Here is a 19,973-nt window from a genome sequence, read left to right as displayed (position 1 = left end):
CCAATGGCTGATCTACTCCTGAACATCGTCGACATCCAGGCCGTGGCGCCGGCCATCCGGTCCCTGACGCTTGCCAGCGCCAACGGCCAACCGCTACCGCCCTTCAGCGCCGGCGCCCACCTGAAAGTAAATATCCCCGGACTCACTGAGCCGCGCTGTTACTCGCTGGTTTGCCTAGACAACGACCTGGCCTCTTTCGACACCCCGCAACAATATCGGCTAGGCGTGCGGCTGGAAGACCCCAGCACCGGCGGCTCGCGCTACATGCATGGCCTGCAGGTCGGCGATACGCTGCAGGTGCAGGGACCGCGTAACGACTTTGCTCTGCATCAGGCGCAAGCCGACGAAGCCGCCATTGTGTTGATTGCCGGGGGCATAGGCATCACACCGATCGCTTCGATGGCTGCAGCACTGAAACACCAGGGCCGGGCCTTCCACTTGCATTACTACGGACGCAGCAAGAGCCAGATGGGCTTCATCGAAGCGCTCGCCATGCAGCATGGCACGCATTTATCCTTGCATGCCGATGACGATCCGGCTACACACTTGCCGCTAGCCCAACTGCTGGACCGCCATAAGCCGCAGCAACATCTATATGTATGCGGCCCCAAGGGCCTGATTGACGCCGTATTGCAAGAAGCACGCAGTCGCGAATGGCCCCAGGACCACCTGCATTTCGAACTTTTCGTCAATGCCACGCCCCAGCTTGGCGACCGCGCCTTTGAAATCGAGCTGCGCCAGTCCGGCCAGGTCCTGCAAGTGCCGGCCGACAAAACCATACTGGAGGTGCTCGAAGAGGCCGGCTGCGACCCCTTGTTCGACTGCCGCCGCGGCGAGTGTGGTGTCTGCCAGGTTGCCGTGCTGGCAGGTACGCCCGACCACCGTGATTACTACTTATCCGACGATGAGCGCGCCGCAAACGATGTCATGCAGATCTGCATTTCGCGCTCTCATTCCGACCGTCTTGTATTGGACCTTTGACCGACAGGTGCATCATGAGCTATCGCAATAATCCCGACGCCGTTGCAGCACTGATACGGCCCACCGAGGTACACAAGGACATCTTCATCAATGAAGAGCTTTTCGAGCTGGAGATGGAGCATTTGTTTGCCAACACCTGGGTCTATGTGGGGCACGCCAGTCAAGTGCCCAACGTGGGCGACTTCTACACCACCACCGTGGGCGACCAACCCGTGGTCATGGTCAGGCACACCGACAAGTCCATCAAGGTGCTGCATAACCGCTGCCCGCACAAGGGTGTGATGGTTGCTGGCGATGTTTGCGGCAACACCGGAAAGTTCTTCCGATGCCCCTACCATGCCTGGACATTCAAGACCGACGGCAAGCTGCTGTCCATCCCCCTTAAAAAAGGCTATGACCCCGAAGTATTCAATGAATGCGAAGCCAGCCAGGGCATGGCCGCCGTGACCGATGTGCACAATTACCGCGATTTTGTCTTCTGCCGTCTGAACCCGGAAGGCCTGTCCTTCGAGGAGTTCTTCGGTGAATCTCTATCGACCATAGACAACATGGTTGACCGATCGCCGGCCGGACAGCTCGAAGTGGCCGGCGGCGTGCTGCGCTATCTGCACGACTGCAACTGGAAAATGCTGGTCGACAACCAGACCGACACCTGCCATCCTATGGTGGCACACGAGTCATCGGCCGGGACGGCCGTGCGGGTCTGGGAAGAGGCGCCGGAGGGCACCCCCAAACCGATGGCGGTAGAACAGTTCGCGCCGTTTATTTCCCCCTACGAATTCTTCGAGGGCATGGGCATACGGGTATGGGAGAACGGGCACGGTCATACGGGGGTACATAACTCGATCCATGCTGCGTACTCTGAAGTTCCCGGCTACATGGAGGCCATGGAAGCCGCCTATGGCAAGGAGCGCGCCCACGAGATCCTGGCCAACACCCGGCACAACACCACCTATTTCCCCAACATCATGGTGAAGGGTCCGATTCAGACGCTGCGCATCTTCAAGCCGCTGTCGGCCCGGCAAACCCTGGTCGAATCCTGGACCTTCCGGCTCGTAGGCGCGCCCGACAAACTGCTGGAGCGCACGCTGATGTACAACCGCCTGATCAATGCGCCCACCTCGGTCGTCGGCCACGACGATCACGAGGTCTACGAGCGCTCACAACATGGCTTGCACAGCCGCGGTCGCGACTGGGTCAATGTGGCCCGTCTGTACGATCCCACCGAGCCCGGCCGCAAGAACGAAGTCGTCAATGGCACGAGCGAATGGCAGATGCGCAATCAGTATCAAGCCTGGGCTCGCTACATGACAGCCAGCATGAAGGAGTCCGCATGACCGCCTTTACCGATCAGCAGCTTAGCGACTTTGTCTACGATGAAGCACGCTTGCTTGATGAACAGCATTACGAGAAATGGCTGAATCTGTTCACCGATGACGCCTATTACTGGATGCCGCTTTCGCACGGACAAACCGACCCCTTGCTCGAAGGCTCATTGATGTATGAAGACAAACTGTTGCTGCGGGTGCGCATCGAGCGGCTTACCGGACAGCGCACGTATTCTCAGCAACCGAAAAGTCGTTCGCACCATCTGCTGCAGCGTCCCACCATCGAGGTCGATCACGCCTGGCATCAGCCGTCCCAGGGGAAATACACCATCAGGGCAGCCTTCCACTACATCGAAACGCGACTGGATCAACAAACCCTGTACGCGGGCTGGTCCACATTTCAGTTAATCGATGACAACGGCCAGTTGCGCATCAAGCAAAAGCGTGTGGACTTGGTCAATTGCGACTCGGCCATGCGCAGCATCCAGTTATTCATGTAAGGGAGCAGCCTTGTCCGCTACGGTTTATCAGACATTTTTGCAGGCCGTCCAGGCTTGGCCGGATCGGCCATTTCTATGCGTCATGCCAGAAACGGCGGAGATCTACGATATTGCCGCCGGCGAGATCTCTTATCAGCAGGCGCACGAGTCCATACTGGCCCTGAAGGCTGCGTACCAGCAAGCCGGCTATGGCCATGGCCACCGAGCCGGCCTGCTGCTGGAGAACCGCCCGTCCTTCCTGCTGCACTGGTTTGCCTTGAATGCACTGGGCGTATCGGTCGTGCCGATCAATGCCGAATTGCGCGCGGCAGAATTGGAATATCTCGTGGGTCACTCCGAGATCGCAGTCGCCATCGCCCTGCCCGAACGCCACGCCAGCCTGGCCAGTGCAGCCGCAGCAGCGGGGCGCCCCCTGGCCCTGATGGGCCCTGACGACCAGCCCCCCACCGCGCCTTTCGCCGCCGATCCGACCCTTGCAGCGCCTGGCAGTGACACCGAGTGCGCCCTGCTGTATACGTCAGGAACCACCGGCCGCCCCAAGGGTTGCATCCTGCCCAATCAATATTTTGTGCACGCCGGGCTATGGTATGCAAAGGCAGGCGGGTTGGCTGCCTTGCAAGCCGGTCGCGAGCGCATGCTTACCCCCTTGCCGCTGGTACACATGAATGCCATGGCCTATTCGGTCATGGCCATGGTCGTAACAGGCGGGTGCCTGATCGCGATCGATCGCTTCCATCCGTCGACCTGGTGGGACACCGTGCGCGATTCACAAGCCAGCGTGGTGCATTACCTGGGCGTGATGCCAGCCATCCTGATGAAGGCGCCCCCATCGATCGACGATCAGGCGCATGCCGTTCGCTTCGGCTTCGGTGCTGGAATAGATCGCGCCCTGCACCAGGCCTTCGAGCAACGTTTCGGCATCCCACTGCTCGAGGCCTGGGCCATGACTGAAACCGGAGCGGGCGCCGTCATCATCGCCAACAAAGAACCGCGCCACATCGGCACCAGTTGTTTCGGCAAGGAAGAAGACGACGTCCAGGTACGCCTGGTTAGCGACACGGGTGCGGAAGCCTTGCCGGGCGACCCCGGGGAGTTGCTGGTCCGCCACGCCGGGCCGGATCCCCGTTACGGCTTCTTTGCGGGTTACTTGAAAGACGAGGCTGCCACCCAGGAGGCCTGGCAAGGCGGCTGGTTTCACACCGGCGATATCGTTCGTCGCAACGAGCAAGGCCACCTGCAGTTCATCGACCGCAAGAAGAACGTCATCCGCCGTAGCGGCGAGAACATCGCCGCCGTCGAGGTCGAGAGCGTGCTGGGGCAGCACCCTGCCGTGAAGGCCGTTGCGGTGGCTGCGGTGCCCGATGCGGTCCGCGGTGATGAAGTCCTGGCCTGCATCGTTACGCAGCCCATGCCGACCGCAGCCGAGGCAGCCGCCCTGGCGCGCGACATCGTGTCCTGGACGCTGACCCGCCTGGCCTACTACAAAGCCCCTGGCTATATCGCTTTCGTCGACGCCTTGCCTCTTACGGCGACCAACAAGATCCAGCGTGGTGCACTGAAGACACTGGCGCATGGCCTGCCCGATACACCGCTGTGCATAGACACCCGCTCCCTGAAGAAACGCCAGGAGATCCCCGCATGACGCGCCGGCGCATGGGGTACGAAGGGATAGTCGCCACCGTGCCGGTATCCATACCCTATGTGCGCTACTCCATCGACAGCGCCCATTGGTGGCTTGGCAAGGCCTTGGGCGCGCTGCTGCAACAATCCGGTATCACCAAGGACCAGGTCGACGGTATGTGCGTGTCCAGTTTTACGCTGGCGCCGGACACCGCCGTGGGACTGGTGCAGCATCTGGGGATGTCGCCGCGCTGGCTGGACCATATCCCCATGGGCGGCGCCAGTGGCGTGGTAGCGCTGCGCCGCGCTGCGCGCGCCGTCCAGGCGGGCGACGCCGACATTGTGGCCTGCATCGCCGGCGATACGAATCATGTAGATTCTTTCCGCAACACCGTCAGCCAGTTCTCGCGCTTTGCCCAGGATGGCGTCTACCCATATGGCGCCGGCGGACCCAACGCCAGCTTTGCACTGCTTACACGCCACTACATGAATCAAACCGGCGCCACCCGAGAAGACTTCGGCAAGCTGTGTGTGGCACAACGTGATAACGCGCTGCGCTATCCCCACGCGCTGATGAAGAAGCCGCTGTCCTTGCAACAGTATCTGGAGTCGCGCCTGATTACCGATCCTATCCACTTGTTCGACTGCGTCATGCCCTGCGCGGGTGCTGACGGCTTCCTGGTGATGAACGAATCCCAGGCGCAAGACCTGGGTTTGCCTTACGTGCAACTGCTTTCCACCATTGAAAGGCATAATGCCTGGCCTGACGACCCGATACAGATCAGGGGCGGATGGGCCATGGACGTTGACGCCTTCTACGATCATGCGGGCGTGCAACCCGGCGATGTGGACTTCATGCAGGCCTACGACGACTATCCCGTCATCAACATGATGCAAATCGAAGATCTGGGCTTTTGCGAGAAGGGCGCTGCGGCGCAATTCGTGCGCGAGCACAGTTTTACCGTCGACGGCAGCTTTCCCTTCAATACCAACGGCGGCCAGTTGTCGGTGGGCCAGGCCGGTGCCTCCGGCGGGTATCTCGGGATGGTGGAGGCCTTGCGGCAATTGACCGATCAGGCCGGGGGCACACAAGTCAGCCAAGCTGATGTCGGCCTGGTCAGCGGCTTTGGCATGATCAATTACGACCGAGGCATCTGCACGGCCGCAGCTCTTCTGGCGCGGGGGGGCGTATGACCCAGGCACTACGCAAACCAGCGCGCAAGAACCCGGTCGCCCGAACGCGCCAACCCACACGGCCGCCCACCGCCCGCAGCCGGCGCGCCCAAGGTCTGACGGCCGCAGCCGCGCTGGGCCGCTTTGATCTGCAGGTTTGCCAGCAATGCAATGCCGTCCAGTACCCGCCACGCGAGCTCTGCACGCAGTGCCTGTCCGACGACTTGCGCTGGCAAGCCGTCGATCCGCTGGGCACACTGCTCGTAAGCACTACGCTGCACCACAGCAACGACTTGTTTTTCCGCGAGCGCCTGCCCTGGCGCATCGGTACCGTACGCATGAGCGCCGGCCCCTCGGTGCTGGCCCACGTCCATGGCGACTGTAATGACGGCGACACCGTGCGCCTGTCCTTGCGGCTGGACCGTAGCGGCCAGGCCGTCATGCTCGCTTTGCCCAAGGAGGCAACCCCCAATATGCAAGACGACAAGATACTGCGCGAAACTCACTGCGATCCCAAGTTCCGGCGCGTGCTGGTTACTGACGGCAAGTCGGCGATCGGGCTGGCAGTCATCCGCGCGTTGCTCGAGGCCGAAGTCGGCGCGGTGTTCGCCGGCGATGCTGAAACCTGGCGCAAAGTGCCGGCGTTTGACGCGCTATGCGGCGATGACCGGGTCCACGTGCAAGACTTGAATGTCAGCGACTCCGACTCCGTCGAACGCATCTCGCGTTCCATAGGCGGGAAAGTCGATATCGTTGTGAACACCGCCGGATACGAGCGCGATGGCGGCGTATTGTTCAGCCGCGACACGAACAAGGCGCGCGACGCGATGGATATCAACTGCCTGGGGCTGCTGCGCCTGGCCCAGCACTTCGGCCCCGGCATGGCGGCCCGCGCGGCCGACGGCGTCAATAATGCGGTCGCCTGGGTCAATGTGCTGTCTATCTATGCCCATATGAATCTCCCCTCGCGCGGGGTATGGTCGGCTTCGCAAGCAGCGGCGCTATCGGTCGCACAATGCTTGCGCAACGAATTCCTGCAGTCGGGCGTCCGCGTCATCAACGTATTTCCCGGGCCTGTCGACCACGAGTGGGAACAACTGACGCCCCCGCCTCGCGTTGCGCCGGCCGCGATAGCTGCGGCCATCGTGCGGGCCTTGCAGGAAGGCACCGAGGACGTCTATGTCGGCGACGTCGCCAAAGAATTCCTTGCCCGCCTGCGAGACAACCCCAAAGGGCTCGAGCGCGAGCTTCTGTAACCCCGGAGACACCATGACTAGCAAGGTCCTAACCCAATTCATGGCCGAACTGGTCTCAGGCCAGATCAAGATCGTCGATCTTACCGAGACCCTGACGCCCGATTTTCCCACCATTGTGCTGCCGCCGGAGTTCGGCCAAGCCTGGCCATTCCGCATCGAAGAGATTTCGCGTTACGACGAACGTGGCCCGGCCTGGTACTGGAACAACTTTTCCATGTCCGAGCACACCGGTACGCACTTTGACGCACCGGCGCACTGGATCAGCGGCAAAGACCAGCCCGACAACACGGTGGACACCATACCGCTGGAAGCCTTCATCGCCGAGGCATGCGTCATTGATTGCTCTGCTCAGTCGCGCGAGGATCCCGACTTCCTCTTGACCATACCCTTTGTTGAGCAATGGGAAGCCGAACACGGCCGCATCCCGGCACGGTCCTGGGTCTTCATGCGGACCGACTGGTCCAAGCGCCAGAAGCCCAACGACTATCTCAATATGCAGGAAGATGGTGCTCATTCGCCTGGCCCCGATGCCCAGGTCGTGCCATGGCTGATCAAGGAACGGGACGTCCACGGCTTCGGTACAGAGTCGGTTGGCACCGACACCGGACAGGCCCAGCACCTGGACCCACCATTCCCCTGCCACTATTTCATGCACGGCAACAACCGCTACGGCTTGCAGTGCATGACCAACCTGGATAAGTTGCCGCCCAAGGGCGCCGTCATTTTCTCGGCACCGCTGAAGATACGCAGCGGCTCGGGCAGCCCCTTGCGTGTACTGGCCCTGACGCCATGACCCGCCCCCATACCGCCATCGTCACGGGGGGAAGCGCCGGCATCGGCGCCGAAATCTGCCGGCAAATGCTGAATGCCGGCTACGAGGTGATCTCAATGGCGCGCCGTGCGCCAGACTTCACCCACGCCCGCCTGCATTCCGTCCTGGTCGATTTGCTGGACGCTGAAGCCACCGCACAAGCCAGCGCAGAGCTTGCGCGCCAGCACGAGGTAAGCCATGTCGTGCACAACGCCGGTGTCATCTGGCCGCATCTATTGCCCGAAGTCACGCTGCAAGAACTGCAAGGCCTGACCCAGATCCACTTGGGCGCCGCCATCTCCATCGTTCAGGCCGTGCTTCCGGCCATGGAGGCTGCGCAGTTTGGCCGCATCGTGCTGATGTCCTCGCGCGGCGCACTGGGCCTGCCTACCCGCACGGCTTATTCGGCCACCAAGGCAGGCATGATCGGCATGGCGCGCACGTGGGCGCTCGAGCTGGCCCCCAAAGGCATTACCGTCAACGTCGTCGCCCCCGGGCCAATACAAACCGACATGTTTTACGACGTCATTCCCGCCGGCAGCGAGCGCGAGCAAAACATCGCGCGCGGCATCCCGGTACAGCGGCTGGGACGCCCCGATGATGTGTCGCGCGCCGTGATGTACTTTGCCGATCCGGCCAATGGTTTCGTTACAGGACAGACCCTGTATGTTTGCGGAGGAGCAAGCGTCAGTTCAGTCACCATTTAGCGAATCTCGGTACGCTGTCTTTCTTGTTTACAAGTTGGCCGGCTCCCTTTAAGCTACTTGCTTTAAGCATCAAGCATCACCCACTATACCAACGGAGACAAACCCATGTTATTGAAAGCCCTTGCTGTATCTGCCGCCATATTCGCCGCAGTCGGCGTGGCGCCCAGCTATGCCCAGGTGAAGATTGGTGTCGTAACATCTTCCACCGGACCCACGGCATTGATAGGCATCCCGCAGCGCAACACCGTACCCCTGTTGCCCAAGAAGATCGGCGATCTCACCGTGGAATATGTTTCACTGGACGACGCCAGCGATCCGACGCAGTCCGTCACCAACTTCAAGAAGCTGATCACGGAAGAAAAGGTTGACGCCCTCATCGGGCCATCGGGTTCGCCCAATGCCATGGGTGTAATCCAATTCGCGGCCGAGTCCAGCACGCCCATGCTGGCGCCTGTCGGCACCGCAGCAGTCGTGCTGCCCATGACACCAGAAAAGAAATGGGTGTTCAAGACCACCCAGAATGACGACATTATCGCCAAGGCGCTGGTCAGCCACATGGCAAGCAACGGCATCAAGACGGCCGGCTTTATTGGCCTTAACGACGCCTACGGCGAGAACTGGCTGAAGGTCTTTACCGAGCTGGCTCAGAAAAACGACATCAAGATTGTCGCTGTCGAGCGCTACCAGCGTTCGGACCAATCCGTCACGGGCCAGGCACTTAAGGTACTGACCGCCAAGCCTGACGCCGTACTGGTCGCCGGTACCGGCTCTGCCGCCGTGCTGCCGCAAACCACGCTGGCCAAGCAAGGCTATAAGGGCCAGTTCTACCAAACCCACGGCGCAGCACTGCCGGCATTCCTGACCTTGGGCGGCAAACATGTCGAAGGCACCATCCTGGCAGCCAGCCTGATGCTGGTGTTGCCGGAAATCGCCGACACCAACCCATCCAAGAAAGTAGCCGAAGACTATATCGCCCAGTACACCAAGCGATTCGGCGAAAAGCCCGCAACCTTCGGCGCCAACGTTTACGACGCGGGCCTGCTGCTGGAGCAAGCCATTCCGCTGGCAGCCAAGGCGGCAAAGCCGGGCACCATAGAGTTCCGCACTGCCTTGCGTGACGCCCTGGAGCAAACCAAAGAGCTGGTCGCCACGCAAGGGGTCTACAACATGTCCGCGGACGACCACAGCGGCTTTGACGATCGCGGCCGCGAGCTGATCACCGTCAAGGACGGTCAGTGGCGGTTGGTTAAGTAAGAGAAGTACGCCGCCATTCGGTAGGCGACAGACCGAACCGCCGCCTGAAGGCATGACTGAAGGCGGCGGAGTCTGAGAACCCGTGCTGATACGCAAGTTCGCTGATCTGGCGGGTAGCGGGAAGATTCGCGAGCAGATCGCGACAGCGCTCGAGGCGGGCACCCAGTATGTAGTCGGCCGGTGTTACGCCCTGGTTCTCGAAAAGCTTATACAGATAGCGACGCGACACGCGAAAGCGCGCGGCGACAGCCGTAACGGAAAGCTCGGGATCGTGAAGGCTGTCGTCGATGTACTGGCGTATGTTTCGAAACTGAGCCTGCCGGACCTCATCCAGGCCGGACATGGTTTCAGCGCCGGATTGCTCGCATACGTTCAGCCCAATCATTTGCATGATGGACCTGGATATATCTCGGGTGGCTGCGGCTGAAAGGCCGGGGTTCTCGGCCAGGGCCAAGCGTAGCGTATCCATGGCAATGCGCGCACTGCCATGCCGCGCGCTGAAGCTGCGCGCTACCGCTCGTTGGAAGTAGGGCTCCCATACCGACATCTGTGAGGTCGATATCTGCAGCACCAGGAAATGCGCATTTTGTTCGACTGAGACTTCGTAAGGCCTGGTGGTGTCGTACAGCCCCCAGTCGCCGGGACCGAGCACGGCCGAACGTTGCTCTTGAGTGATCTCGCTACGGCCCGAGATTTGCAAAGTGGCCTTGTACACGCTTTCTTCGGCGCGGTCCGCCAGGCTGCGGGTGCGTCGTACCCGTTGAGCCGAAGTGACAAGTTCGGTAACTTGCAGACAGCCTACTGCATCGGTCGCCGCAGTATTGATAAAGGGGCCGCCATTGTTGGCGCTGACCTCAAGCGGAACAAAATACTCGCAGACGCCGTCCCGCCACAGGCTATGGCTGCTAAAGTGGCGTGGCAAAGTACGTAATAGCATGGGCGTCATACACCTTATGCCTTATAAAGCGGTCTTGTGCGAAGGCGTCAACCCAACTTAAAGCGACGCCTAACAACCTTTTATACCTAAAACACCTTGCTTATGCTATGGGTGAAAACCTGTAGGTCGAAAGGCCTTCAATTGCTGCCGAAAGTATAGGGTGCCAGTTCGTGTCCTTGTGCCTTCAGCTCTTCTGTGAGGCGCCGCCGCACTGGCGCCACATCGTCGAAGCGATAAGGGCGTACCGCGCCGACCTCGCTTGCTGTGAAGGCCTTGAAGTCGCGGGGCAACTGACCCGGGCTGTAAGTTGCAACCACCCAATTCAGCACGTTGGCCAACTCGGCATTGGTCAGCTGTGACTGCGCCGCCCCGGGCACCCTGATCATGTACTCGCGCCCCGCAGGCAAGCGGGTGAGCACTCCGATGGATTGGCGAAAGCTGGGCACGCCTCGTGATGGCGCACCCTTGCCGTCGAACCGGTGGCAACCTGCACATTGCAACATGTAGTCTTTGTAGGCCGCAGTGCTTTGCGCGTACGGCGCGGCTTGCGAAGGCGCCTGGTCGTTAGCGGACACGGTGGCGGCGGCGCCGCCCGTAAGGGTCAGCACCACCATCAGCAGGCGTCTTGCAAGCCATACCATTGCCATGCCTTGTCAGTTCTTCGCCAGCCCGACAATCACCGAGGTCGTGCAATGGAAGGTACTGTTTTCGTTGGCCATACACCAGTTGACATCATTGTGCAGGAAGAACTCGTAGCCGGGCCGCTCTCGGGTTTGTGACGAGCACAGACACCGGTTGCAGGCTGTCTTGCCGCAGCAATCATGATAGCTGACCAGATAGTCTTTGCCATCGTTGGGATTGTGACATGTGCCCACCCACGAAATGGGCGAGGGTGTTGTGCCTGGCGGGCAAGTCGTTGCCGTGCCGCCGCAGCACGAGCACAGGAAGCCATCCACCGCACAATAGCGCCAGTAATCGCACGACGCCAGTTCTTCGTCTGTCGCCTGTTCCAGGTCGGTCGACTTGCCGCCAGCACGGGCCACGGGCAAGACGGGCATGATGAAGGCGGAGCCGACCAGCACCTTGCCAATGGAACAAAGGACGCTGCGGCGCGATGAGGTCGTAGCCACCCTGCGAGCCATACGCTCTCCGAAATTATCCAGCCAACGCATTGACGTTCTCCTTGCGCGAAACTTGGGTTTCCTGAAGCGAGGCATTGGCCAGGTATTCCTGGGCCGACGCTACGCCGAGCTCTTTTGCCGTGAAGAGGCTTTCAAGCTGTTCTCGTGAATTGATCAAACCTTTGGCACGTACCACCCCCTGCTCATCAATCAGCACCGCATAGGGAAGCTTGCTGATCTGAAAGCCCATACCCAAAGCGGTAGACAGCAAGTAGGGGAATTGCTGCAGACCCGCCTGGCGATAAAAGGCCAGATGCTCAGGCATTTCGCCGTCGCTGGCCAGCATGACGTCGAGCCACGCCCTTTCGGTCGCCGCCACCGACTTCAGGATGGGCAGGAGCTTCTTGCATACTGGACAAGTGGGCGAAACAAAGAACAGAAGCTGACTGCGATCGCCCGGCACGCCAACTGTTTGCTTGCGACCCAATAGATCTGCAAGTTCGAATTGCGGCGCGGTATCACCGACCGCAGGCCCCTTGTCCATGGTTAGCGCGCCCATGGGCGCTACCCGCTCGTACAGCACGCCTATCTGTCGCGACAGGGCCAGAACGACCAGCACCAGGCAGAGCACCACGCCCCACAGCACCACGTTGGAAATCATCAAGGCACTCATGGTGTCTCCTTATGTTTTTTGAAAACGATTATGCGAATCGATGAGCTGGTTGAAGGAAAAATAAAGGCCCAGCACTGCCAGAGTCGCGCCAAAGAAGGTCAGTCCGTCCACCCAACCCAGAACGCGGCTCACGTCTGCCTGGCCCAGGAAGAGCGATAAGGCCATAGTGACCAAAAAGCCGTTGCGAGCGACCAGCCACCACGAGAGTCCGGCTCCTTGGTCACTAAAGCCGCCGCAGCCGCAATCGATATCCCGACGTCCTCGCAGCAAATTGATGGCCACGCCTGCCGTTGCTGCGATCAACAAGGCAACACCCAGGGCCGCCCCCGCATTGCGGCCAGCCGGAAGCAGCAGCAACACGCCTGCTGTGATCTCGGCAACTGGAAAAATGAATGCGAAGGCCGGCACCGCTTTCGAGGGCAACAAGGCATACGCCGCTACAGCGCCTTCGAAGTGAGCAAGATTACGCAGCTTTTCCAGGGCGCCCAGCAGTAGGATCCCCGACACGCTGGCCGCCGCCACATACAACAATATGGGATCCATGCTTAATTGCCTCCAGTGCCAGGATGGGGCTCGACCTGCAATGCCGCTTCGCCCGCCCCTTCTATGGTTCGCAAGTATTTAGGCTGCACGGCGCTGATATCGTATACGTTGACATTGCCGCCATCCAGCGTCAACAGTCGCGGATTCGGCCCCTGGGCTACTGACATCGATAAACCATCACGGCCGGGCTCACGTGCCACCCGCTTCTTGGTTTCCAGGTCATAAACCCAAATCTCGGCAGCCGGATTCTTATGCGAGCCTTCCTTGCCATCCGGATGCATGAATACATACATGCGCTTGTTTGCACGGTCGATGTCTATGACGTTGTAGCCGCCCGGTACCCAGCCCTGCGCCTTGTCCTCTTCATTAAGGAGCGACCATACCGGCTCGAGGCTGACGTTGTCACCACTGATATCGGCAGCGTATACGTTGCCATAGAAGGACACGAAGTACGCCTTGTCTTTCGTTAATCCGGGAGCGATGAAAATAGGGTCGTCCTGGACCGAGAACATCGGTTTGCTGCGCGACTGACGTGCCACTTCGCCCTTTTCATCCAGATCGATCGTCAGCAGTGCGCCGTCGCCGCAGATGGTCATGAAGCTACGTGGCTTGTTCGGTAGCGGTACCACGCTCCAGCATCCTGCCGTTGCCGTAATTTCGCTGGCAAACTTCTCGTTCGCTATATCCACCACGGTGATGGAGGTCGCGGGCGTGGCGTTTTGAAGCACGATGAACTTGCCATCGGTGGTTTGACGGAAAATGCCGCGGTAATTAAGGGCCTGGGCCCGCTTGGGCGGAATAATGATCTCCGTCTTGAAGGTCAAGGCAGAGGCATCCCATATTTCGACCACATCAGTACGCTTTCCCCGCGTGACACGCTCATGATATGTCGTCATGGTGTAGATGTTTTTCCCGTCCTTGGATACCTGCATGTGTCCGTTGTAGCTGGTCGGTATCATGCCCAGGAACTTGCCGGTCGCACCGTCAAAAATACTTAAGCGGCTTTCAGTCAAGTGCTGGAAGACGGAATCCATGACATAAACCCGCTGCGATGCGTCCGCAGGCAGATGGTGGCCGCCGGTCAGTTGTTCTACCGGCAAGTGCTGGGCTCCGGCCGGGCTGACCAGCGCCATCAATGCACACGCGGCCAGGCCGGGTAGGGCTTTACGTAGAATATTCATCAGGTAATCTCCTGCAAAAGATGCTGGTTCAGAACGCATACGCGTAGCGCAGCTGCACGCCACGCATGCGAGGGCCGTTCTCGACCTTCAAGTCGTGAATGTATTGCAGCTGGATCTGGTTCGCATCGTTGATCTGATATGTGGCCTCGAAAGCCAACTGATGATTTTTTGCGCGACTTACCAGCGTTTCACCGTTGATGGTTTCCCGGCCGCCGGTTTCATAGCGATAACGCATGCCGACATAGGTATTGGCCGTAATGTTCGTAGAGGCCAGGGCCATCAGCCGTATGGCTGGCGCCTTCTTCAAGGTTTGTCCGTAATAATTGTCGTTGTTGCCGTAGAACTCGAACTCTGCCACACCCTCAAGAAAGGTGGATTCTCCGAAACCCTGAACGAAGGCGAAATCCTGAATAGTCGTCCACCGATTCTTGCCAGGCGACACATCCGCATGCGAGCCATGATACCGACCCGTCGGAACTGTAATGAAGGGCTCCCAGGCAAACCAGGTTCGGCTCTCTTCATTGTTGTAAAACCAAAACGCCGCCCCGGCCTGGATATCCCCGAAACCGGAAAGCCTGTCATCGGGCACGCCGGGGATCTTGGCAGTGGTCCGGTAGGCGGGCGCGATCAATTCGTACTGCACCGTCGTGTTGCCTATCTTGCGAAACGCCATCGGACGGAACACAAAGGCCTGTACGTCAATTTCCGGCCCGCCGTCCAGACGATCGCCGCGATCATAAAAGCCATGACTGTTCAACGCCGCAAAGTAGGTGGCGATCACGTTGGTGCCAGCCGGCGCCGGTATCCAGTCTCGCGCACTGGGGTCGCCGGCGACGGCCGTACCCGACAACGCCAGCCCCACTGCCGCGATCAACGCTGCGGTCCCCGTTTTTATCATCTGCTTCATTGTTGTCTTCTCCATTTTTTGTTTTGTGTTCTAGCGTCCAGCGCCGTCAGCGCGCAGACGGGTATGCGATACAAACCGATTTCTTTTCCAGGTACATATCAATGGCGGCCCGTCCGTGTTCGCGCCCGATGCCCGACTGCTTGTAGCCCCCAAACGGCATATGCGGGTCAAGCATGTTGTGTGTGTTGACCCATACCGTGCCTGCTTGAAGCCGGGGTATCAGTTGGTTGACCCGCGTCAGGTCGTTGCTCCAGATGCTTGCTCCCAAACCAAACTGCGTGTCATTGGCCAGCGCCACCGCCTGGTCATCCGAGTCGAAGGAAGCAGCTACCACGACCGGGCCGAAGATCTCCTCGCGCGCAATTCTTGCGTCAGGACTTACATCAGCAAACACCGTCGGCCGCACAAAATAGCCTTCCCCATCGCCACGAGTACCACCGGCTACGACACGGGCGCCCTCTGCCTTGCCGATATCGATGTAATCCATCACGCGCTGAAAATGTCGGGCGGACACCATGGGACCTATCTGTGTGGCGGGATCAAAACCCGACCCCAGCTTCATCGCCGATGCCAGTTCAGCTACACCTGCAACGACTTTGTCGTAGATACCTTTCTGGACAAACAGACGCGAGCCGGCAGTACACACTTGGCCCTGATTGAAGAAGATCGCGCCGGCTGCTCCTTGCACGGCCATCTCAATATCGCAGTCGTCCAGTATGATCACGGGTGACTTGCCGCCCAACTCCAGCGAGACGCGTTTCATGTCATCCATTGCCTGGCGCCCGATCAACTTTCCCACTTCGGTCGAACCAGTAAAGGCGATTTTGTCTACGTCCGGATGGGCGACCAGCGCTGCGCCGGTCACTTCGCCACGTCCGGTAATCACGTTGATCACCCCAGGCGGAAAACCTGCTTCCAGCGCCAGCTCAGCCAGTCGGATGGCCGTCAACGGTGTTTCTTCGGCGGGTTTCAGTACGACGGTGCAGCCCGTTGCTACTGCGGGGGCGATCTTCCAAATCGCCATCAGTAGCGGAAAGTTCCAAGGCACAATGGCCGCAACAACGCCCACCGGCTCGGGTCGCGTGTAAGCCTGGTAGTTAACGCCAGGCGGAAAAGGAATCGACACATTAAGTGTTTCGCCGGATATCTTGGTTGCCCAGCCAGCCATATAGCGCAGCCACTGCGCTCCCGCCCCGACTTCCAGCCCGTGCGAAAGAAACAGCAATTTTCCGTTGTTCAGGGTTTCAAGACGAGCCAGCTCGTCTCCGTGTTGCTCGACCAGATCGGCCAATTTGAGCAGCAGACGCTCGCGCGCTACCGGGGGAAGGTCGCGCCACGCAGCGTTATTGAATGCTCGCCGGGCGGCGGCAACGGCCTCATCCACCTGAGCGGGGCCCGCCTCAAGCTGGCGTGCAATAACGGAGCCGGTGGCTGGGTCGTACACCGGCAGGCCTTGCCCAACGCCTGTCGTGTAGGGCTTGCCGTCGATGATCATGTGTTCGCGTATTGCGGACAACTCCGGACGATCTTGCACAGACGAAACAGACATGCGTGTTGCTCCTTACAGTTCAATGAAGAACAGGATAGCAACGAGAGGGCAAGGGGAATTGTCGGTTTGTGCACCCCGACATGTGAGTTTGCGCATTGCGACGAATACGCAGTGCGCTATGCCGGGGTTAATACTTGGTTTTTCGAGATCAGACGGCGCCTAGCCTTTCAGCGTGGAAGGCAATATGGTCTTTCATGAAGGTCGAGATGAAATAGTAGCCATGGTCGTAGCCCTCGTGCTTGCGCAAGATGAGCGGTTGCTGGGCTTGCGCGCAGGCCGCCACGAACGCCTCCGGCCGTAGCTGCTCTTCCAGGAAGCCGTCGGCCAGGCCCTGGTCTACCAATATGCCCTTGGGAAACGGATTTTGCGATTGCTCCATTAACAGCGAGGCATCGTAGTTGGCCCAGGCTTGCCGGTCCTTGCCCAGGTAAGCCGAAAAGGCCTTCTCGCCCCATGGACAGCGCGACGGCGTTGCTATGGGCGCAAAGGCCGATACCGATTCGAACAGCTTGGGATGTCGCTGAGCCAGCACCAATGCACCATGCCCACCCATGGAGTGTCCGGTGATACCCACGCAGGATGCGTTACCCGGCAGTGCGCTGGTGACGATAGCAAAGAGCTCTTGCGTGATGTAGCTTTCCATCCGGTAATGCTTGCTCCAGGGCGACTGGGTGGCATCCAGGTAAAAGCCGGCACCGGTGCCGAAGTCCCAGTCGTCATCTTCGCCTGGGCAACCTGCGCCGCGCGGGCTGGTGTCCGGCGCAACCAGCATCAGGCCGTACTGCGCGGCAAAGCGCTGGGCGCCCGCCTTGATCATGAAGGTTTCTTCCGTGCAGGTCAGCCCCGCCAGGAAAAACAATACCGGCACCGGGCCGTCTTGTGCCTGTGGCGGCAAATACACCGAGAAACGCATCGGCAAGCCGATAACGCTGGACTCGTGTCGATAATAGCGCTGCTCGCCATCGAAGCAACGATGCTGGCTAAGCAGCTCTAGAACTTCCTGCGACATTGAATCCTCCTTAGTACACCACGACGGATCGTATCGACTCGCCGCGCTTCATCAGTTCAAAGCCTTCGTTGATCTGGTCCAGCTTCAGCGTATGGGTGATCAGATCATCAATATTGATCTTGCCTTCCATATACCAGTCGACAATCTTGGGAACGTCTGTGCGGCCCCGTGCACCTCCAAAGGCCGACCCCTTCCACTCGCGGCCCGTTACCAACTGGAATGGGCGGGTGGAGATCTCTGCCCCGGCTTCGGCCACGCCGATGATGATGGACTGACCCCAACCCCGATGGCAGCATTCCAGCGCCTGGCGCATGACCTCGGTATTGCCTATGCACTCGAACGAATAATCGGCCCCACCGTCCGTCAACTGGATGATGTGGTCGACGACGTTCTCGACCTCCTTGGGGTTGACGAAATGCGTCATGCCGAACTGGCGGGCCATGGCTTCGCGCTCGGGGTTCAGGTCTACGCCTATGATCTTGTCGGCACCCACCATCTTGGCGCCCTGAATAACGTTCAGGCCGATACCGCCCAGACCAAATACCACCACATTGGCTCCGGCCTCGACCTTGGCGGTGTACAGCACCGCACCCAATCCGGTCGTGACACCGCAACCGATGTAGCAGACCTTGTCGAACGGGGCATCGCTGCGGATCTTGGCCAGTGCGATTTCCGGCACCACAATGTGATTGGAAAATGTCGAGGTGCCCATGTAGTGGTGCACCGGCTTGCCGCCCACCGTAAATCGCGAGGTGCCATCAGGCATCAGCCCCTTGCCTTGGGTGGCGCGTATTGCCGTGCACAAGTTGGTCTTGCGTGAAAGACAGGACTTGCACTGGCGGCACTCGGGTGTGTATAGCGGTATGACGTGGTCGCCGGCCTTGAGCGAGCTTACCCCCGCGCCGACCTCCAGCACGATGCCGGCGCCCTCGTGGCCCAGGATGGATGGGAAGATGCCCTCGGGATCGGCACCCGACAATGTGTAGTAATCAGTATGGCAAATGCCGGTGGCCTTGATTTCGACCAGGACCTCGCCCGCCTTGGGGCCCGCCAACTCGACTTCTTCTATGGTTAACGGAGCGCCCGCCTTCCAGGCTATTGCTGCTTTCGTTTTCATATACATCTCCTGAATACGGGTTGTCACGCTGGCCGCCTTACGCGAGCCTACCGGAAGATGTTAGCCGATATCAGTATTCCGATGCCTTGCCGGTCAGCGCCACGCCCGCACGTAACATGAAGTACGAGAATGCGTCGGCCCAGGCACCGAAGCGGCTGCGCTTTTGCAGCGCCTCAGCGGTCACGGGCGCACAATTGGACTGCATCTCCATCTCGAGCGCCTCGCGCAGTTCGCGGGCAAAGTCGACGTCCTCGATGTAGACATTGGCTTCTCGCGCCAACAAAAGGCTGAAGGGGTCCAGATTGGACGAGCCTACCATTGCGCAATTATCGATGACGGCCACTTTTGCGTGCAGATAACTGGGCTGGTATTCGTGAATCTCGATACCGTCGTCCAGCAGCTTGCAATACATGTAGCGGCAGGCCCGGTATTGCATCGGATACTCGGATCTGCCCTGCAGCAGCAGGCGTACACGTACTCCCCGGCGTGAGGCGTCCTCAAGCGCCTTGCGCAGGCGGCGGCCGGGAAAAAAATAGGCATTGGCGATCAGGATCTCGGACTGGGCCTGGGCCATCGTTGCCAGGTACACGTTCTCTATGGTCTGCCGATACCGCAGGTTATCGCGCAGCAGCAGCGCAGCACGCCGGCCGGGTTCGAAAGCAGGCAAGTGCTGCGCATAGAACTTCCTGCGTCTTTCTGCCACGTGCTTGATTCGCTGGTAGAAAGCAGCCCAGTCATCACGCCGCCGCCAGGCCATGCGCAGCCACAGCGCGCGCTGCGCCTTGATAACATCCGCGACGATAGGGCCCTGTACCCTGACGGCAAAGTCGAACCTGGGCCGCGGTCCGGCTCCGTCGTCGGGCACGTCTTCGTAGTCATCCAGGATATTGATGCCGCCTATGAACGCCACCTCGTTGTCCACCAAGGTGATCTTGCGATGCATCCGTCGTAGCCGCCGTAGCGTGAATCGCACGGCCCTCAGGCCCTTGGGCTCCGGACGATAGACGCGAGATTGCGCGCCCATGGCCGCAAGTCGCTGAACGATGTCGGCGCCGTGTTCTTGGCTGCCAAAGCCATCCAGGACCACGCGCACCTTCACGCCCCGCTCACAGGCCTTTTGCAGATGCTCCAGCACCAGCAAGCCTGTCTTGTCCAGGTTGAAAATATAGGTTTCCAGATGAACCAGCCGTCTGGCCTCGTCGATGGACTTGCACAGCGCGGGGAAAAAGTCTTCGCCGTTACGCAGCAGATCGATGCGATTGCCTTCGTGCCAGTTAAGTTTTACCTGACTAAAAGCCATGAGTGC

20 protein-coding genes are annotated in these 19,973 nt (G+C 59.8%); 9 read left to right on the top strand and 11 right to left on the bottom strand.

The window, feature by feature from the left end:
• Positions 1-3 precede the first annotated feature (3 nt).
• The 9 genes from CKA81_RS14990 (at position 4) to CKA81_RS14950 (ending at position 9,630) form a co-directional block, all read left to right on the top strand.
• On the top strand, positions 4-981 hold the full coding sequence (locus CKA81_RS14990) for a PDR/VanB family oxidoreductase (protein ID WP_128356012.1): 978 nt from the start codon (positions 4-6) through the stop codon (positions 979-981).
• 11 nt (positions 982-992) lie between these two features.
• Entirely contained in the window at positions 993-2,318 is a 1,326-nt protein-coding gene (locus CKA81_RS14985; protein ID WP_128356844.1) for an aromatic ring-hydroxylating dioxygenase subunit alpha, read from the top strand.
• Positions 2,315-2,809, top strand: coding sequence for an aromatic-ring-hydroxylating dioxygenase subunit beta (locus tag CKA81_RS14980; protein ID WP_128356011.1), 495 nt, complete (start codon positions 2,315-2,317; stop codon positions 2,807-2,809). The genes CKA81_RS14985 and CKA81_RS14980 overlap by 4 nt, the downstream gene beginning before the upstream one ends.
• Before the next feature lie 10 nt (positions 2,810-2,819).
• Positions 2,820-4,451 carry an AMP-binding protein gene (locus tag CKA81_RS14975; RefSeq protein ID WP_228255734.1) on the top strand — a complete coding sequence of 544 codons (1,632 nt, stop codon included), beginning with the start codon at positions 2,820-2,822 and terminating at the stop codon, positions 4,449-4,451.
• Positions 4,448-5,623, top strand: coding sequence for a thiolase family protein (locus tag CKA81_RS14970; RefSeq protein ID WP_128356009.1), 1,176 nt, complete (start codon positions 4,448-4,450; stop codon positions 5,621-5,623). The genes CKA81_RS14975 and CKA81_RS14970 overlap by 4 nt, the downstream gene beginning before the upstream one ends.
• The gene (locus CKA81_RS14965) at positions 5,620-6,858 is read left to right on the top strand and encodes an SDR family NAD(P)-dependent oxidoreductase (protein ID WP_128356008.1); all 1,239 of its coding nucleotides are present in this window, start codon (positions 5,620-5,622) and stop codon (positions 6,856-6,858) included. The genes CKA81_RS14970 and CKA81_RS14965 overlap by 4 nt, the downstream gene beginning before the upstream one ends.
• Positions 6,859-6,871: 13 nt before the next feature.
• A complete protein-coding gene (locus CKA81_RS14960) occupies positions 6,872-7,651 on the top strand; it encodes a cyclase family protein (RefSeq protein WP_128356007.1) in 780 nt (259 codons plus the stop codon).
• Positions 7,648-8,376: an SDR family oxidoreductase gene (locus CKA81_RS14955; RefSeq protein ID WP_128356006.1), complete on the top strand. Its 729-nt coding sequence runs from the start codon at positions 7,648-7,650 to the stop codon at positions 8,374-8,376. The genes CKA81_RS14960 and CKA81_RS14955 overlap by 4 nt, the downstream gene beginning before the upstream one ends.
• Positions 8,377-8,481: 105 nt before the next feature.
• A complete protein-coding gene (locus CKA81_RS14950; protein WP_128356005.1) occupies positions 8,482-9,630 on the top strand; it encodes an ABC transporter substrate-binding protein in 1,149 nt (382 codons plus the stop codon).
• Here the strand turns inward: CKA81_RS14950 and CKA81_RS14945 are convergent.
• The 11 genes from CKA81_RS14945 to clsB form a co-directional block, all read right to left on the bottom strand.
• Entirely contained in the window at positions 9,623-10,576 is a 954-nt protein-coding gene (locus CKA81_RS14945; RefSeq protein WP_128356004.1) for a helix-turn-helix domain-containing protein, read from the bottom strand. The two genes, CKA81_RS14950 and CKA81_RS14945, sit on opposite strands and share 8 nt — an antisense overlap.
• Positions 10,577-10,704: 128 nt before the next feature.
• Entirely contained in the window at positions 10,705-11,214 is a 510-nt protein-coding gene (locus CKA81_RS14940; RefSeq protein ID WP_128356003.1) for a c-type cytochrome, read from the bottom strand.
• 6 nt (positions 11,215-11,220) lie between these two features.
• Complete coding sequence (locus tag CKA81_RS14935) at positions 11,221-11,739, bottom strand: methylamine dehydrogenase light chain (protein WP_128356002.1); 519 nt, start codon at positions 11,737-11,739, stop codon at positions 11,221-11,223.
• Complete coding sequence (gene mauD / locus CKA81_RS14930; protein ID WP_128356001.1) at positions 11,723-12,361, bottom strand: methylamine dehydrogenase accessory protein MauD; 639 nt, start codon at positions 12,359-12,361, stop codon at positions 11,723-11,725. The genes CKA81_RS14935 and mauD overlap by 17 nt, the downstream gene beginning before the upstream one ends.
• A gap of 9 nt (positions 12,362-12,370) precedes the next feature.
• Positions 12,371-12,904, bottom strand: a complete 534-nt coding sequence (locus CKA81_RS14925) for a MauE/DoxX family redox-associated membrane protein (protein WP_128356000.1) — start codon at positions 12,902-12,904, stop codon at positions 12,371-12,373.
• 2 nt (positions 12,905-12,906) lie between these two features.
• On the bottom strand, positions 12,907-14,085 hold the full coding sequence (locus CKA81_RS14920) for an amine dehydrogenase large subunit (RefSeq protein WP_128355999.1): 1,179 nt from the start codon (positions 14,083-14,085) through the stop codon (positions 12,907-12,909).
• A 28-nt stretch (positions 14,086-14,113) separates the two neighbouring features.
• On the bottom strand, positions 14,114-14,992 hold the full coding sequence (locus CKA81_RS14915; RefSeq protein ID WP_128355998.1) for a transporter: 879 nt from the start codon (positions 14,990-14,992) through the stop codon (positions 14,114-14,116).
• A gap of 46 nt (positions 14,993-15,038) precedes the next feature.
• On the bottom strand, positions 15,039-16,541 hold the full coding sequence (locus tag CKA81_RS14910; RefSeq protein WP_128355997.1) for an aldehyde dehydrogenase family protein: 1,503 nt from the start codon (positions 16,539-16,541) through the stop codon (positions 15,039-15,041).
• Positions 16,542-16,689: 148 nt separating this feature from the next.
• Complete coding sequence (fghA, locus tag CKA81_RS14905; RefSeq protein WP_128355996.1) at positions 16,690-17,550, bottom strand: S-formylglutathione hydrolase; 861 nt, start codon at positions 17,548-17,550, stop codon at positions 16,690-16,692.
• Positions 17,551-17,560: 10 nt separating this feature from the next.
• On the bottom strand, positions 17,561-18,667 hold the full coding sequence (locus CKA81_RS14900) for an S-(hydroxymethyl)glutathione dehydrogenase/class III alcohol dehydrogenase (protein ID WP_128355995.1): 1,107 nt from the start codon (positions 18,665-18,667) through the stop codon (positions 17,561-17,563).
• Positions 18,668-18,737: 70 nt separating this feature from the next.
• A complete protein-coding gene (gene clsB / locus CKA81_RS14895; RefSeq protein WP_128355994.1) occupies positions 18,738-19,967 on the bottom strand; it encodes a cardiolipin synthase ClsB in 1,230 nt (409 codons plus the stop codon).
• Positions 19,968-19,973: the final 6 nt, after the last annotated feature.

Source organism: Pollutimonas thiosulfatoxidans (assembly GCF_004022565.1).
GTDB lineage: Bacteria > Pseudomonadota > Gammaproteobacteria > Burkholderiales > Burkholderiaceae_B > Pusillimonas_D > Pusillimonas_D thiosulfatoxidans.
This window is presented reverse-complemented; position numbering and strand designations above follow the sequence as displayed.